Below are 15805 nucleotides of genomic sequence, written 5' to 3'. Positions count from 1 at the left end.
GCTGCGGAAACTCGGCACTCGTCCAGCATGCCAAGCCTGCGCTCATGGTGGTAAGGGGGCTATCTAAAGCTCAATTGTGATCGTCTACGTCCTGCACAGTGTGGACGACGGAGTTGTGGCTACCGCCGCCGCGTTAATCCTGCGGGCTGGTGCAGGCGGCGTAACGGTCGCCCACCACCTGCGTAATCTCGCCGCGGCCTTCGGTCGTGACGCTGCCTGTGTAGTGCTTGGCGCTGTCGAAATCCACATGCGCCGAAGCCGGCGGGTCCGCCTTGCAGGAGAGCTTCCACGCCAGCGACGTAGTGCGGCGTTGCCGGTCCGTGGCGGTGCAATCGCCCTCCGCCGGCGTCCACGCGGCGAAGGTGGCCCAAGGATCTGCACCTTCATCTACGCAATGCCAATGCACTTCCGGTGCACCTGCCTTGCCGTTGACCACGTGCCGCACCAGGATTTTCCACAGCCCGGGCATGGCGCCGAAGTCACCGGGATCGGCGTGGACAGGTGTGGCCGCAGTCATGGCAAATGCACACGCGGCGATAGCGGCCAGCAGGGAAAGCTTCATCATCATCTGACTCCTTGCAACCACGAAAACCCTGCCCGCTTTCGCGGGCAGGGTCGGTATCGAGCGAACCGTGAGCGATCAGTCAACGATCGCGGTGGTGTCGCTGACGTCCTTCCTGGTGAAGTTGAACATGTCCATGAGGTTGCCGATGGCCGGCGCGTTCACCGGTACATACGGATGCTCCTTGAACGACACCGGGTTAGGCAGGTTGTCGCGGCTGCGAGCGGAGATCTGGTCCTTCAGGTTCCAGTTGGCCTCGACGAATTTGTCGAACGAGACATGGTCGTAGTACGTGTGCACGACCTTGCCGCCGAGGGAGTACTTCGACACCACCAGCAGCGGGATGCGCGTGCCGTCGCCGAAGAAGTCGATCGGCTGGATGTAGCCAGAATCGTAGTAGCCACCACCTTCATCGAAGGTCACCATGATTACGGTGTCGTCCCATACCTTCGGGTTGGCCTGGGCCATTTCGACGATCTTGCGCACGTAGCCTTCGAACAGGTCCAGCTTCGACGATGCCGGATGGCCATCGAGGATGCCGTCCGGCTTGGCGATGGAAACGGCCGGCAGCGTGTTGTTCTGGATGTCGTCGTACAGGTCGTTGATGTCCTGGTTCTTGGCGCGCAGTTCCGGGTTGGTCATGACCTGGGTGGAGTACAGGAACGGATCGCAGATGTTGCAGAAGGTGCCGGCCTCGCCGTCTTCCTTGCCGCCACCGAAGCCTTCACCGTAGTACTTCCAGGAAACCTTGTGCTTCTCCAGCAGCAGCGCCAGGTTCTCCTGCGTGGTCGGCGGGATGGTGAACTGGTCGGCGCCCAGCGGAGCCGGCGTGCCGTCACCCATATAGCCTGGGTTGTAGTTGTTCACCAGGTAGTAGGCCTTGGCCTTGCAGTCCGTGCCCTTGAAAGACAGGTAAGGCAGCGAGCGCAGGTAGTTCTTGACCTGCTTCACGCCCGGCTGGCTTTCGTCAGCGCAATTGACGTACGAACCACCACCGTAGCCGTCCTGCACCCACCAGTTGTTGGTACCGAACTGCGCGTCCGGATTCTCGATCTGGTTTTCCGGCGGGGTGGCCGGATTGCCGTTGGCGTCGGCGTAGTAGATCAAGGTGCCGAAGCCCAGCATGATGTGGTTGGCACCCGTGCCGCCCATCACCGACTGGTGGAAGTTGTCGCTCAGCGCATACTTCTGGGCCAGCTCCTTGAAGTAAGGCGCGTCGCCCTGGTCCATGTTCAGGAACTGCATGGCGGTGGAGCCTTCACCGGTGGTCTGGTCGTTGAAGTTCGCCGGCAGCGGAGCGCCGTTGTTGCCTGCGCCCATGGTGGTTTCAACCCACGGGAACAGGTCGTTTCGGCAACCGCTGGGGTTGGCGGCGGTGGCTACCTTGGTGTCACAGTCGAGCTGCTGCCACATCTGGAAGAAGCGGTGCACGGGGCTGTTGGCGTAGGCGTCGTAGCTGATCGACGCATGCATATCCACCGGCGCGTTGGCGAGCTTTGCCGGGAAACGGGTATCGACCACGCCGTTCGGCAGGCCCGTGCCACCAGCAGCGAGCATGTCGTAGGTGCCATCGGGTAGGGCCGGCTCAATGGCCTGCGCCTGCGCCGCGGAAGCGAAGGGCGCAGCGGTGGGTGCGCCACCGGTGTTCATCTGCGGAAGCGTTTTGTACTTGCCGGCCTTCTTCGGCGACATGTCGTACTTGCCGGTGCTCGAGGCCATGAACTGCGTGGCAAGGTCCACGTTCGGACCCGGCGTGCCGTCGGCATTGACGATGCCCTTGGACAGAAGGTTGTCGACCGACTGCCCCTTCGGCGCCGTGTAGGTGCCAAAAACGTGGTCGAACGTGCGATTTTCGCCGATCAACAGAATCACGTGCTTGATCGGGGTGGCGGTATTGTCGCTGTTGTCCTGGCCGTGCGTCGGCTTGTGCAGCACGACGACGCCGCCGGGAAGGCCAGCCTGGTTCTTGAAGGGAGCCACGGGCACATTCTTGCGGAACTGCGCATCGTGGTCGGGCGGAGTGGTGTCCTGTGCACTGACGATGCCGGCGAGGCCGACAGAAAGCGCACCCATCAACAGCGGCAAAAGCCGCGTGCGGCGCAACGACGTAACCATTGTGAATCTCTCCCTACTGGAAGTCTCCCCCTGATGCTTGTCGACTAAGGTTGTGGGTGGCCCGTCGACTGCCGTGAGCATCTGCCCCGCATGTGACCAATCGTGGTCACGCAGGCGACAATGCGCGGGGGTGTGATGACGCTCACGTGTCAACGCAAGATATTGCGAACAATCGTTACCGCCGCCAAAAAGCAAAAGGGCTTCAGACCAGTTCGTAGGGGCGCATCATTTCGTTGTCTTCGTGCTCGAGGTAATGGCAGTGCCAGACGTATTTGCCTGGCTCGCCATCGAAGCGCGTGATGATGCGGGTGACCATTCCGGGGTCGCAGCGCACGGTGTCTTTCCAGCCGGCTTCGTGTGCGGCCGGTGGTATCGATGGCCCGGTGAACTTCAGTTCCTTGCGGGCGTTCCACGCGAAGAGGTCGAACGGACGGCGCTCCAACACCTGGAACCGCACAAGGTGCAGGTGGATGGGATGCGCGTCGCCCGTCACATTGACGAACGTCCAGGTTTCGACCGTGCCCTTCCTGGGTTTTTCGCTGATGGGATCGCCCCACATCTTTCCATCGAGCAGCATCGTCATCGGATTGCCACCCGAATCGTCCTGCTCGCCGAGTGCAAGTACGCGGTCCTGCACCGCCGTGGATGGATCGATGCGCTGGACCTGCCGTAACGCGGCCGGCACCACCGAGGTATCGCGGCGACCCTTGGGGCGAACGCGGAACTCGACGATGCCGTCGGCCTGGTGGCGTAGCTGCACCGACTGGCCTGCATAAGCACTGAAGTCGACGATCACCTCGGCACGTTCGGCCGGGTAGAGTTCGATGTTCAGGCGATCGGTGGGCGCTGCCAGCAGCCCCTGGTCGCTGCCAATCTGCTGGAACGGCTTGCCGTGTGACAGCGACAGGTTGAAGAAGCTGGTATTGGCCGCGTTGATGAGCCGTAAGCGGTAGCGGCGCGGCTCCACTTCCAGATACGGATACAGCTTGCCGTTGCACAGCACCGCATCGCCTCGGCATTCGGACACCCAGGGCGCTTCGGGATCGTCCGAAATCGGGTAGTAGAGCTTGCCGCTCTTGGCGAGCAGGCGGTCGTAGAGCATCAACGGAATGTCGAATTCGCCCGAGGGCAAACCCAGGGCCTGCTCGTCGTCGTCGTGCACATGGAAGCTGCCGAACAGGCCCGCGTAGATGTTCAGCCGCGTGATGCCCATGGCGTGATCGTGGTACCACAAGGTGGTGGCGTCCTGGTCACCCGGGTAAAGGGCGGTCACCGATTTACCGGGCACGTACCAGTCTTCAGGCCAACCGTCGTTCGGCGCGGAAACGCGCGCACCGTGCACATGGGTGATGGTGCGAACGTCGGGTTTGGATCTCTCCGCGCCATGAATACCGTGATCAATGGGCAGGAAATGCCGGGTGGGAAGCTCGTTGGCCCATTCCACGAGTACCGGCTCGCCACGGCGCGTCACAATCGTGGGGCCCGGCGTAGACCCTGCGTAACCCCATTGCGGTGTCGGCGGCAGATCCCGGTGCACCCTGGCACTGAATGCCCGCATCGGCATGCGGTAGAGCGGCAGCTCCCGGCCTCCGAACGCGGCGTGGGTACGCTTGCCCGTGGGCAAGGCGATCGGTGGCACCGGCAGGACATCGACGAACCTTGCCATGGTCACCGGGTTCACCAGCGGCACGTTCGGCGCGGCCAGGGCCGGCATGGCCATCCGTTGCGTCATCGGCATGGCCATCGGCGACTCCATCGCCTGGGCCACGCGCCATGCATCGACGAAAACGCATGCACCGGCGAATCCGCCGGCGACGCCGAGGAAACGGCGTCGGGAATTATCCATGGGAGATTACCGCTGATTGCCTGTCGAGCAACCAACCGTAGGTCGCCTGAATGACAAGGATGTTTCAGTTCAGGACATCAGTCGTCTTTGAAGCGAGGCTCCGCCAGAAAGGCAGCAATTGCATCAGCGGCCTCTACGACTTCTTCCATACCGCCGTAAGCGAACAAGGATTTTTGCTGGTCTTCTGGAATGTGCTGCTTCGTAAACTCAATACTGGAGCGAGCGGCCATCAGAAATGCCTCCAGCGCCTCTCTCGATTCCGGGGCAAGCTCCGCCTTCGGCGCGACATATGGAGTCTGCATTTCTACCGGTGCCAAACCCGGATTTGCGTGCCAGATCGGCGCGAGTACATTGGTGTAGCTGTGTCCCATGAAGTTACCAACGAGCTTCCCATAGACCTTGACCTGGCCGAGGCTTTGGTGGGTCATGACCACCCGAAGTGATTTTCCGCACTGGTCGGATGCTTCGCTGAAACGGCGTGCTATTTCTCGGGCGACATCATCGGGAAGCATGGTTACGGTCCTTGGACGAATGCGAGGTTAAGTGTCCGATCGGGTCATAAGCGGATCTCTCAGACTATAGCCATAAGCGCTCGCCCGCGCCCCTTGGTCAGCTCCAGCCGGACACTCAGCGAGAACCGGAATTGACGGTCAACCAGACCGGAGTCCGCGCCTTTTCCCATCTGCCGCATGCGGCATATTCGATCCCCAACGCGAAGCGCGCGATGAACGAGTTCCAGCTGTTCGTCAGCAGGTGCCGTATGACTGTGCGCACAAAAAAAAGCCCACGAAATTAGGGCGTAATTGCGTAGCTGGCGAAGAAGGTGGGATTCGAACCAGCTACAGGCTGCGCGTATGCCTGATTTCCAGTCGTGCCAGCGGGGGCAAACTTGGTGGACGTGCGTCGACGCTTGGCCAAATTGACCAAACTATGGTGGATCGCGCATGCGACGCCGTGGCACGCCGCGCGCTTGGTGGGCCCACCAGGACTCGAACCTGGAACCAAAGGATTATGAGTCCTCTGCTCTAACCATTGAGCTATAGGCCCATACGCGGTGCCAAGTGTAACCAATGGATGCCCATTCGACGATGGGTGAAGGCCCACATGGCGCGGAAAGGGGGCGTGACGATACGAGCCGTAAAAAAGGTCGACAGTTCAGCATGCTCCCCGCATGCTTGCCGCGTTTCCTACAAGCAAGGGGGGGTCATGAAGAAGCTTTTGATTGCCATTGCGCTGGCCGTTACGGCACTGGCGATGCCAGCACTGTCGATGGCGCAGTCGCGTCGCGGAGAAGTCGTGCATCACCCGGTGCATCACCGCCCGGTCCACCATCGCCCGGTGCATCACCGCTATCACCACCGGCCGGTCCACCACCGTCCGTACCACCGTCCGCCGCCGCGTCACCATCCGGCGCACCGCCCGGCTTACCACCGCTAAGCCAAGAGCAACAGTTCGGCCGACAACGCCCGCTCAAGCGGGCGTTGTCTCATGCGACGCCGCGGTGTCAGCGAACGTCGGCGACACCCCACACATAGGGAAAGGTCTCGGCAAAGTTCATCCTGTCCAGAACCTTGTCCTGCTTCTTCAGGATGGCCCGGCAGCCGTCGGCCATGCTGTCGCCACTGTGCGATATATCGGCAGCACGCAGTAATGCCTTCTTGAAGACGTCGCTGCTCCCCGCCGAGAGGGCGGAGATAATCGCTTGCTCGCTACCACCGACACTTCGGTAGGCAGCACGAACACGGTCATGCTCGGCTGCGTAACGGTCGGCGTAGGCCCTCTGGTAGTCGGACAGGTCGACGCCTTCCTTCTTGCAAACGGTGGGCAGCAGATTCGAACCCGACCAGTAGAAGCTGAGATAGACCCCGAGCGCCGCCGCTCGCCGTTGGGCGGCCGGGAGGGCTTCTATCTGCGCTTGTACTTGCTTGCGGAGCTCATATCGCTCATGGGCGAGGCTGATCTGGCGGAAAGCAGTCTGGCCCCCATAGACGACGACTACGAGCACGACGAAGCGGAAGATCCATTTCATCCTGGTATGTCCCTGTTGATTCCCCGGTGCACATTAGATCGCAAGAAAGTGCGAGATGCCACCCTGCTGCACAGCGCGAGCGATCAGCCTTTGCCCGAGAGACTTGAAGTGATGAACGTCGCCAGGTCCCGCCGAACGCCTCCTGTCAGCCATTGGGACAGGCGGACCGCGGCGAAACCCACCATGCTGACGCCGATCGCCACCAGCAACAGAACCAGACGTGGGTACAAGCCAGGGTTCGCTTGAGAGGCGACGATGCCCGCGCCAAGCATGCCGGCCATAGCGAAGACACAAGCCCAGGCTCTCACCACGGGCAAGACGCCGAATTTACCCACCAACACCGTCTTATCGCCTACGGCTACGAAGCGACCGACAAAGCGCGGCCGATAAACGTTGCTCACAAAGGGCGTCACCCATGTCAGACGTACGCGTCGTTGAGTGACACTCCCGAAGACACGTTGCCCCTCGTGCGTGCGCAGGCCCGAGAGGAAGCCATCTTTCTCCACGACGGAAGACAAGCGACGGATCGATTCGTCCAGCGAGAGGTCGGTCGGAAAGGCGGCCGGAGAGTCGCCAAAGAGGAATTGCGCGATTCGCATGGTGTCGGGAATCCTTATGAGCACGAACGAGCGATAGCGCTGATCACCATGACGGCCCCGAGCGCCACGAGAGTTCCCACGGGACTCGACCTCCTTCGTGGTCTGTACTCTTTGGCCGGTCGTGCCTGTCCAGGCGGCGCAGGATGAGACTGCAGCCACTTGGTATGGCAGGCCCCACAGAAGAAGTGAGTCTTCTCGTTACGCCACGCTTCAATCGTGCGCTGGTTGTGCGGCGTGAGTGCCTTACAGCGCCAGCAGTTGAAAAACGTGTCATTGGGTTGCCGGCGCGACGAACTTCCACGCATAAACACAATCACCACGAGGAAGGCGATCCCCAGGATCACGCCAACGATGTCTTTAGCCGACAAACCATCCATTGAGCCTTCTCCCGTCCGTTCGACCACCCTAGAAAGTCTTGCCAAATCCGAGCGAAAAGATAATCGGCACGACGATCCTGTAGGTCGTCTCGTCTTTTCCCCGCGGGCAAGCGGACGTGTCGAAGCGCCAGCCCTTGGACCAGGCGAGCGTCACCGAGTCGAGGACGGACGATCCGCTGGTTTTTTTACAGATGCATCTCGACAGCTTCTCGTCGTCGAGACCCCTGGCCATGAGTGCGCGGCGCGCCTGAGCGAGGCCATCGGCGTGCCTGCGTGACATATCCATAGCGATGTACCCCCTGATCCCTGGCCAGCATTACACCGCATGGCTGCAAGGCTTGCCAAGGCCCGGCCAGGCGACAGCCCCCTCCAAAAAAAAGACCGCTTACGCGGGCGTTTTCAGCTAACCAGGTGTCGCTACCGATCCAGTCAAACGCCAGTGAAAGCCCGCTCGAAACTCGCCGATAAGCGCCTGCCCGGCATCGGTCGAATCGGTGCCCCCGGCCCGAACCATGTCTAGCGCTAGCGCGTCCATGAGTCGAAAGTCCGCAAGTAGCGATGCCAGGCGCTCATGGGACGCGCCGGAACAGAGCCCTGCAACATCCCGCCCAAGCAGTCTTGGTGATGCCCGGTCCAGATCGAATTCGACCGCACCCAGGAGGTCAATGGCTTCGCCAAACAGTCTCTCGTGGTTGCCTGCGTCTCCATATTGACGAAGTATGAGGGCTAAATCGAAGGCGTCCTTGTGCGTTGTGGTTCGGCGATCGACCCATGCGAAGTACTTGAGCAAGGTGAGGCCGGGCAAGGTCACCACGTGAAAATCTAAGTCCGACGCAAGCCCAACTAACTCAGCGGCTCTCGCCGCATCTTCGTAACCAGCCACGTTCATTTCGATGTCGTCGTTCTTTGGCCAGCGGAAAACCTCGCCGCCGACCCCCGCACCGTAGGGGACTACATCGACACTCCGAGAAGGCAGTGTGTCCGAGTAGCGGAATAAGATGCGGTGGGCCATAGATTTGTCCATGGTGAACCTGGGGTCGTCAGTCAACGCCCGCGCCACGTTTTCGAATGCTTCCCAATTGGGTACGGCCAAAGCGAAGTCCATGTCCTCAGTGGCCCTGCGAGCAGGAATGTCGTGCAGGAACGTAAGCATGATGTCCCGCGCCGTTGCCCCCACGAGCATGACGGGTACATTCAACGCGTGTGCACTTGAGTTTACGGCTCTGAGAATATCGAGACTTAGCGGGTCGAGGGGGCGATCTTTCGGCAACTTACGCATGATGAAGATGACGTTCCCTGAGTTCGTCGGCTGCTTCGGCGGCTCGCGGATCCAGAAGCGCGAGCAGATCTGCATAAATCAATAACGATGGTACGAGTCCGCGTGCCGTCTGCTCGTTGTCGAAGCTCCAGAACGATTCGACAATCTCGATTGTGCCCTCGTGGTCGGCGCGGAGTTTGTGTTGCTGGACAAGCCCTGCGATGGCCGTCTTGTCCCAGTGTCGCTTCGTGTAGAGCGTCGCTGTAATCGGCTTCAAGTGTCCGTCTAGAATAGCGGCTGCTACTTCGCCGCCCCACAAGAAATCACCCCGAAAGCTTGTCGCTCGCTGCCACCAGTTCGCTACGGTTTCTGGGGCGCTGAACCGCTGTGTTTTGAGTCGAGGCTTCAGTTTGTGGGTGTAATTGGCTGCCCATTCTTCCTGAAGACGAGGCAGGTCCAGAAAGTGGCGTCGCTTGTTGCCGTCGCGTTGCGAAACGAGCCCTCGTAATTCGAGATCGTTGAAGATCCAGCCGACTGAGCCGAGGGAAATTCCTGAGACGCTGACCAGTTCCCTGTACGACGCCCCCAGCAGTTCGGGCTTGCAGATCAGGGCAAAGATGAGGCGGAGCGATCCATAGCTGGTGCCACCGCGGTAATCGGTCGGTACGCTTGGCGCGTCATCAGGTAGCTTGTTGCCTTTGACGAACACGAAGAGACCCTTGTCCTCGAGGTAGCAGTTTCCCGCCGCATCGATGACATTCAGTCCGATCTGTCGGCACTGGTCCAGCATGTTGGCGGACATGCGATGCGTGACCAAGAGGGGCAAAGCGGTTGACCGAACGGCGTCCAGTTGGGACTTCACCTGCAAGAGCATGGATGTCCTGTCGACCCGCGACTTGCATTCGGCAATGAAACGCCTGTGCCCGTCCGGAAGATCCAGATCCAGGAATGCGTCGGTTCTGTAGCCCTTCTGGGCAACACTCGTCGCCTCGGCAGCGACTACCGAGAAGTCGAGGCCGGTCGTCACCCGGACTGCGGCAACGGCACAATGGATGAGCTCATCTTCATTCATGGGGCGGCTCCGTGTTCAATAATTAATTATGTTCACGTAACGCGAACAGAGTAAAGAACTGAACAGACGGGTTGACGTCTGAAAGATGCCTGAAAAAATAAGTTATTGATAGTTCGATAAATTTCATGGGGCCAAAAGAAAACGCCCGCTTGCGCGGGCGTTTTCGTCTAACCAGATGTCAAAACCGATCAATCGATATCGAGGAACGACCGCAGGGTCTCCGAGCGGCTCGGGTGACGCAGCTTGCGCAGGGCCTTGGCTTCGATCTGACGGATGCGCTCGCGGGTGACGTCGAACTGCTTGCCGACTTCTTCCAGCGTGTGATCCGTGTTCATGTCGATGCCGAAGCGCATGCGCAGCACCTTGGCTTCACGCGGGGTGAGGCCAGCGAGCACGTCGCGCACGGTTTCCATGAGACCCGTTTCGGTCGCCGACTCGACAGGCGAGCTGGCGTTGGTGTCTTCGATGAAGTCGCCAAGATGCGAATCTTCATCGTCGCCGATCGGGGTTTCCATGGAGATCGGTTCCTTCGCGATCTTCAGGACCTTGCGGATCTTGTCTTCCGGCATCTCCATTTCCTTGGCCAGTTCTTCCGGCGTCGGCTCGCGGCCGAACTGCTGGAGCATCTGGCGGGAGATGCGGTTGAGCTTGTTGATCGTTTCGATCATGTGCACCGGAATACGGATGGTGCGAGCCTGATCGGCGATCGAGCGGGTGATGGCCTGACGGATCCACCACGTCGCGTACGTCGAGAACTTGTAGCCGCGGCGATATTCGAACTTGTCCACGGCCTTCATCAGGCCGATGTTGCCTTCCTGGATGAGGTCGAGAAACTGCAGGCCGCGGTTGGTGTACTTCTTCGCGATGGAGATGACCAGGCGCAGGTTGGCCTCGACCATTTCCTTCTTGGCGCGACGGGCTTTCGCCTCGCCGACGGACATGGCGCGATTGATTTCCTTGATGTCGGTCAGCGGCAGGTACAGGGTGCGCTCGATAGCGGCGAGCTTCTCCTGTTCACCGTCGATCACTTCACGGTAGTTCTTGATGTTCGGCGACCACTTCTGGCGCTTGCGGCCCAGTTCGGCGGCCCACTCGAGGTTGCCTTCGTTCGACGGGAAGCTCTTGAGGAACTCCGCACGCGGCATCTTCACCTGCTTGACGAAGATGTCCATGAGCACGCGCTCGTGGTGACGGATGTCGTTCACCACTTCGCGCAGCTTGCGCACGAAGCTGTCGATCAGCGCCGACGGGAGCTTCAGGTTGAGGAAGGCTTCCGACATCTGCTCGCGGATCTTGGCGAGCTTCTTGTCGTTGATCTCGGCCTTGGGCGCGGTCTTCTGGAACTTGCCATGGAGCGAGCGCAGCTCTTCCATGCGACGCTTCACTTCTTCCGGATCGGGACCGGTCGGACCGGCTTCCTCTTCCTCGGCGACCGGCGCGCCCTCGACTTCTTCCTCTTCCTCGCCATCGGCTTCGGCGGCGGCAGCTTCGGCGGCCTCGGCGGCTTCAGCCTTGGCGGCGTCCGCGGCTTCCTCGAGGTCGGTGAAGCCAGCCAGGATTTCGCTCAGGCGGCGCTTGCCTTCCACGTGCTGGTCGTATTCCTCGAGCAGCAGCTGAATGGTGAGGGGGAAGCTGGCCAGCGCGGTCTGGACCTGGTTGAGGCCTTCCTCGATGCGCTTGGCGATGGCGATCTCGCCTTCGCGGGTCAGCAGCTCGACGGTACCCATCTCGCGCATGTACATGCGCACGGGATCCGTCGTGCGGCCGACTTCGGCGTCGACGGCCGACAGCAGGGCCACGGCTTCTTCAGCGGCGGATTCGTCATCCGTGCTGGAACCCGGCGCAGCGCCGTCGGAAATGGTGTCGGTGTCGGGCGCGGAATCATGCACCTCGATGCCGACGCCCTTGAGCACCGCCATGATGTCTTCGATCTGCTCCGGATCGACGATGTCGTCGGGCAGGTGATCGTTGATTTCCGCGTAGGTCAGGTAGCCCTGCTCCAAACCCTTGGAGATGAGCTGTTTGATTTCAGACTGCTGCTCGTGAGCTTTATTAGTCATGCCGACCGCCGCGGGTTACAGGAACCGATCAGTATAGTCATTTGATGATTTTTTGACCAGTTTTCAAGTGGATCGGGCTCATCGAGGGGACGCAAGAATCGCGCCATATGGCCGTTTCCGGCCGGGCGTCAGCGTCGCGATGAGGAGGAAAAAGGGCCATGGACCCTCGTAAGGACGCCTCAGCGCACCTCCAGGCGGAAGGTGACCGGACCGTCGTTGATGAGATGTACCTTCATATGGGCACCGAAGCGTCCGATTTCCACCCCCGGGCCGTGGGCGGCGCGGGCCAGCTCGACCAGGCGGTCGAACCAGCGGCTCGCTTCGGCCGGGGGCGCGGCCGTGGTGAAGCTGGGGCGCATGCCCTTGCGCGTATCTGCGGCGAGGGTGAACTGGCTGACCAGGAGCAGGCCGCCCTCGGTATCGGCAAGGCTGAGGTTCATTTTCCCCTCGCTGTCGGAGAACACACGGTAACCGCGAAGGCGCTCGAGCATGCGGACGCACTGGGCTTCACCGTCGCCCGGCTCGACCGCGACCAGCGTGAGCAGGCCGGCGCCGATGGCACCCACGGTTTCTCCCTCGACATCGACACGTGCGGACTCCACACGCTGGATCACTGCAATCATGGGAAGGCTAACGGCGGATGGCGGCCAAGCTTAAAGGAGGCCGGCACGCGGCGGTACACTTCTCCGGATGCGTCCCGATATCTACCTCCTTTACCTCCTGCTCCGGCTGGTCAGCCTTTTTTCGCTGCGGACCGTGCACTCGGTCGGCGCCTGGATGGGCCGGCGTGCGTTGCGTGCCCACTCGCACAGCACCCATGTCACCGCCGTGAACCTGCGCCTGACCCGTCCCGGACTGACTGACGCCGAACGGGCCGCGCTCCTGGAAGAGACGATGGAAGAGGCCGGTAAGTCGGTGACCGAGGTCGCCGCCATCTGGGGCGCCGGTGCCGACCGTTCGCTCGGTCTGGTCCGCGAGGTCGTGGGGGGTGAGCTGTTCGACGCCGCGCTGGCGTCGGGGAAGGGCGTGATCGTCGCCGCCCCCCATCTCGGCTGCTGGGAGTTGCTCAATTACTGGCTCTGCAGCAAGACCCCCATGGCCATCCTTTACCGGCCGCCGCGTATCGCGGCGATCGAAGGGCTGCTCCGAAAGGTGCGCGGCAAGCTCGCGCCGGAGCAGGTGCGCGCCGAAGGTGCCGGGGTCCGCACGCTGTTCAAGCGTCTTGCCGCCGGGGGCACGGTTGGCATCCTGCCGGACCAGCGGCCCCGCGAAGGCGAGGGTGTGTTCGCGCCTTTCTTCGGCGTGGAAGCCTTAACCATGGTGCTCTTGCCAAGGCTGGCGGCGCGCACGGGCGCCACGGTGCTATTCAGCTTCGCCGAGCGCTTGCCCGAGGGCGCCGGGTTCCGCATCCACGTCCTGCCGGCCCCTGAAGGCATCGACAGTACCGACCTCGGCGTGGCCTGCGCCGCGCTCAATCGCGGTGTGCAGCAGTGTGCGGAACGCGCCTTCACGCAGTACCAGTGGCACTACAAGCGCTTCAACGCGTCCGGTCGCAATCCGTACTGGATCAATCGTTCCGCGAAAGGCGCTTGAGGAAGACAGTCATCTCCTTGGCCGCCTGCATATCGCCGCGGCCGGTCGCCGCGGTAATGCCCTGCCGCCACGCCTCCGCGGCGCCAGCCTCGTCGTCCTTCGCCAGCAGCGCCTTGCCCAGCAGTTTCCAGGCCGCGGAATAGGCGGGATCGAAGCCCAGCGCTTCGCGGAAGGCGGTGGCAGCCTCGGCATAGGCGCCATCGCCCAGATGCGCGTTGCCGATGGAGAAGCGCAACAAGGCCCCGTCGCGAACGCCGCCGACCTGGGCGCGCAATCGTTCGACGAGGGGGTCGGTCATCGCGCCGCAGTCCGCGTGCGCCAGTAATCCTGCGGATAAAGCAGCGTCGCCTGCTTCGGCTCGGGCGGCACACGGTCCATGTGCAGGGCGTTGAGCGTGGCGGCATCCCAGATCATCAGCCATCCGGTGCGCGAAGGCTGGATCAGTCGGGCGAAGCGGAAGGCATTCGCCGGTGGCTGCTTGGCGTAGGACACCACGAGGCCATCGGGGTGATGTCTGGCGAAGTCGTCGAGGCTGTCACCGTCATGGACGGCGGCGTCATCATCGTCGTCATCGGCCTGCGGGGCCGCGCCGGGCAATTCGTTGAGGCGCGCGATGGGGTGCATCAGGCGACCGGCAAAGTGGTACTGGCCGTTGTACTCGGTGCCCAGGTTGCCGATGGGACGCCCGGCGGCATCGGCCTGGGCGAGGAAGGCCGACGCCGGGGCGAGGTCGTAGCGATACCACACGCCCATCGTAAACAAGGCATTGAGCGACACCGTGCCGATCAGTCCGGCGAACGCCAGCCGGCGCATCTCACCGCGGCCGCGCAGCAGGAGCAGGGCACCGAGGACGACGAAAATGACCCCGAAGAAGCGCGAGTAGGGAGCCATCCCAACCAGCCAGATGTTGCCCGGGAAGTGCGTCGGCACCACCACCGGCATGGCGAACATCACGATGGCGAGCAGGAAGGCGCCCAGCGAAAGCGGCCACGTGCCGAGGGCGTAGCTCGCAGCGAGTCCCTTGTGGCGTTCGCGCAGGTCGGCCACGGCGGCCGCCACCAGCATGGTCACGCCAGCCAGCTCGGGCAGCAGGTAGTAGAGCTGCTTGCCACCGATCAGCGAGAAGGTCAGCAGGGCAGGCAGCAACCAGACGACGAGGAATTGCAGGCCCGACTCGAGCGGCTGGCGCACCAGCGCCACGAACAGGGGCACCAGCACCAGCACCAGCAGGATCCGGTCCACCACCCGGCGGATCTGGTCCGCATGTGCGTCAACCGGCGGGACCGCTGCTGAAACCAGCAACAGGAGCAAGGCGACGCCGGCGACAACCAGCGCCGCAACCGTGCCCACGCGCCAGGGGCGGCGGAACAGCGTCATCGGCAACGCCACGATGCCACGCAGCCAGCCGCTCAGCGGAAACACGATGACCGGCAGGTAGATCAGGTAGTACCAGGCCGGCCGCGCATGATTCTGCAGCCCCTGGGTACGTTCAGACACCACGCGTCCGGCGGTCTGCGTGAAGAACAGGCGCTGGCGATACGCTTCGCCGCCTGACTGTCCCGCGGGAATGGCCCAGGCCAGCAGGATGGCAAAGCCGAGCAGCAAACCGAGCACACCGAAGCCGTACCAGCGCGCGCGGTTGTCGCGTGCCCAGGTGTTCCACAGCGGTCCGAGCAGGAACGGGAACAGAACGTGCACCACCATCACCGGCCCCTTGGTCAGCAGGCCGAGGCCGACCATCAGGCCGAACAGCCACCAACGCGGCTCGGCGCGGGTGGTCGTGGGGGTGAGGCAGAGCAGGGCCGCCAGCACCCAGACCACGAGGAGCACCTCGTACATGATCTGCAGGCCGAACAGGAAGGCATACGCAAAGGCCATCAACAGCCACGGCGTGGCTTTGGCGACCCAGGGGCGGGTGGGAAACAGCCGGCTGGCGAGGACGGACGCCAGCACCAGCTGCGCGCCACCAAAGATCACCTCGAGGATCCGCGGCCATACGTCGTTGACGCCGAAGACGGCCCAGCCCGCATGGATCATCCAGAACAGCAGGGGGACTTTCTCGCTGTACGGATCGCCGTTGATGTGCGGCACCAGCCAATGGCCGTGCGCCCACATCTCCCATGCCACGGCGAGGGTCCGCGTGGAGAACATCGGCATCGGGCCGTGGGAGAAGATGGCGAGCAGGGCCATCACCGACCACAGCGGCAGCCAGGGCCAGAGGGCACGAAGATGTTCCGAGCGGATATAGGCGCTATTGGACAAGGGCGTCGTCACCGTTGAAGGATCATGAATTC

The 15805-nt window shown here is 62.2% G+C and carries 15 protein-coding genes and 1 tRNA gene; 2 read left to right on the top strand and 14 right to left on the bottom strand.

Translation table 11 applies throughout. The features are described 5' to 3' along the window. Positions 1 to 133: 133 nt before the first annotated feature. From HB634_RS13625 to HB634_RS13605, 5 genes are all read right to left on the bottom strand, one after another. Positions 134 to 565 carry a DUF3617 family protein gene (locus HB634_RS13625; protein WP_213948937.1) on the bottom strand — a complete coding sequence of 144 codons (432 nt, stop codon included), beginning with the start codon at positions 563 to 565 and terminating at the stop codon, positions 134 to 136. A gap of 75 nt (positions 566 to 640) precedes the next feature. Continuing rightward, positions 641 to 2677, bottom strand: coding sequence for an alkaline phosphatase family protein (locus HB634_RS13620; RefSeq protein ID WP_213948936.1), 2037 nt, complete (start codon positions 2675 to 2677; stop codon positions 641 to 643). Positions 2678 to 2879: 202 nt separating this feature from the next. Next, entirely contained in the window at positions 2880 to 4523 is a 1644-nt protein-coding gene (locus tag HB634_RS13615) for a multicopper oxidase domain-containing protein (protein WP_213948935.1), read from the bottom strand. Between the two features lie 77 nt (positions 4524 to 4600). Further along, positions 4601 to 5035, bottom strand: coding sequence for a hypothetical protein (locus HB634_RS13610; RefSeq protein WP_213948934.1), 435 nt, complete (start codon positions 5033 to 5035; stop codon positions 4601 to 4603). Between the two features lie 459 nt (positions 5036 to 5494). Beyond that, a tRNA-Ile gene (locus tag HB634_RS13605) sits at positions 5495 to 5570 on the bottom strand. A gap of 159 nt (positions 5571 to 5729) precedes the next feature. Between HB634_RS13605 and HB634_RS13600 the strand changes: the two genes are divergently transcribed. Beyond that, entirely contained in the window at positions 5730 to 5960 is a 231-nt protein-coding gene (locus tag HB634_RS13600; RefSeq protein WP_213948933.1) for a hypothetical protein, read from the top strand. 67 nt (positions 5961 to 6027) lie between these two features. Here HB634_RS13600 and HB634_RS13595 read toward each other — a convergent pair whose 3' ends face one another. From HB634_RS13595 to dtd, 7 genes are all read right to left on the bottom strand, one after another. Further along, positions 6028 to 6552 (bottom strand): hypothetical protein, encoded by a 525-nt coding sequence (locus tag HB634_RS13595; protein ID WP_213948932.1) that lies wholly within the window; start codon positions 6550 to 6552, stop codon positions 6028 to 6030. An 83-nt stretch (positions 6553 to 6635) separates the two neighbouring features. Continuing rightward, positions 6636 to 7151 carry a hypothetical protein gene (locus tag HB634_RS13590; RefSeq protein ID WP_063573991.1) on the bottom strand — a complete coding sequence of 172 codons (516 nt, stop codon included), beginning with the start codon at positions 7149 to 7151 and terminating at the stop codon, positions 6636 to 6638. A gap of 405 nt (positions 7152 to 7556) precedes the next feature. Continuing rightward, positions 7557 to 7814 (bottom strand): hypothetical protein, encoded by a 258-nt coding sequence (locus tag HB634_RS13585; protein WP_063573990.1) that lies wholly within the window; start codon positions 7812 to 7814, stop codon positions 7557 to 7559. A gap of 117 nt (positions 7815 to 7931) precedes the next feature. Then, a complete protein-coding gene (locus HB634_RS13580; protein WP_213948931.1) occupies positions 7932 to 8807 on the bottom strand; it encodes a nucleotidyl transferase AbiEii/AbiGii toxin family protein in 876 nt (291 codons plus the stop codon). Then, positions 8800 to 9858, bottom strand: a complete 1059-nt coding sequence (locus tag HB634_RS13575; RefSeq protein ID WP_063572389.1) for a type IV toxin-antitoxin system AbiEi family antitoxin — start codon at positions 9856 to 9858, stop codon at positions 8800 to 8802. Before HB634_RS13575 ends, HB634_RS13580 begins: the two co-directional genes overlap by 8 nt. Before the next feature lie 188 nt (positions 9859 to 10046). Then, complete coding sequence (gene rpoD, locus HB634_RS13570) at positions 10047 to 11918, bottom strand: RNA polymerase sigma factor RpoD (RefSeq protein WP_046969008.1); 1872 nt, start codon at positions 11916 to 11918, stop codon at positions 10047 to 10049. 179 nt (positions 11919 to 12097) lie between these two features. Further along, on the bottom strand, positions 12098 to 12541 hold the full coding sequence (dtd, locus tag HB634_RS13565) for a D-aminoacyl-tRNA deacylase (protein ID WP_213948930.1): 444 nt from the start codon (positions 12539 to 12541) through the stop codon (positions 12098 to 12100). 67 nt (positions 12542 to 12608) lie between these two features. Between dtd and HB634_RS13560 the strand changes: the two genes are divergently transcribed. Next, positions 12609 to 13511, top strand: coding sequence for a lipid A biosynthesis acyltransferase (locus tag HB634_RS13560; RefSeq protein ID WP_213948929.1), 903 nt, complete (start codon positions 12609 to 12611; stop codon positions 13509 to 13511). Here HB634_RS13560 and HB634_RS13555 read toward each other — a convergent pair. Both HB634_RS13555 and HB634_RS13550 read right to left on the bottom strand, forming a co-directional pair. Further along, the gene (locus HB634_RS13555) at positions 13486 to 13809 is read right to left on the bottom strand and encodes a tetratricopeptide repeat protein (protein ID WP_063572386.1); all 324 of its coding nucleotides are present in this window, start codon (positions 13807 to 13809) and stop codon (positions 13486 to 13488) included. The genes HB634_RS13560 and HB634_RS13555 overlap by 26 nt on opposite strands. Next, positions 13806 to 15773, bottom strand: coding sequence for a glycosyltransferase family 39 protein (locus HB634_RS13550; RefSeq protein WP_213949127.1), 1968 nt, complete (start codon positions 15771 to 15773; stop codon positions 13806 to 13808). The genes HB634_RS13555 and HB634_RS13550 overlap by 4 nt, the downstream gene beginning before the upstream one ends. Positions 15774 to 15805: the final 32 nt, after the last annotated feature.

The organism is Luteibacter sp. dw_328 (assembly GCF_018449605.1).
Taxonomy (GTDB): Bacteria; Pseudomonadota; Gammaproteobacteria; order Xanthomonadales; family Rhodanobacteraceae; genus Luteibacter.
This window is presented reverse-complemented; position numbering and strand designations above follow the sequence as displayed.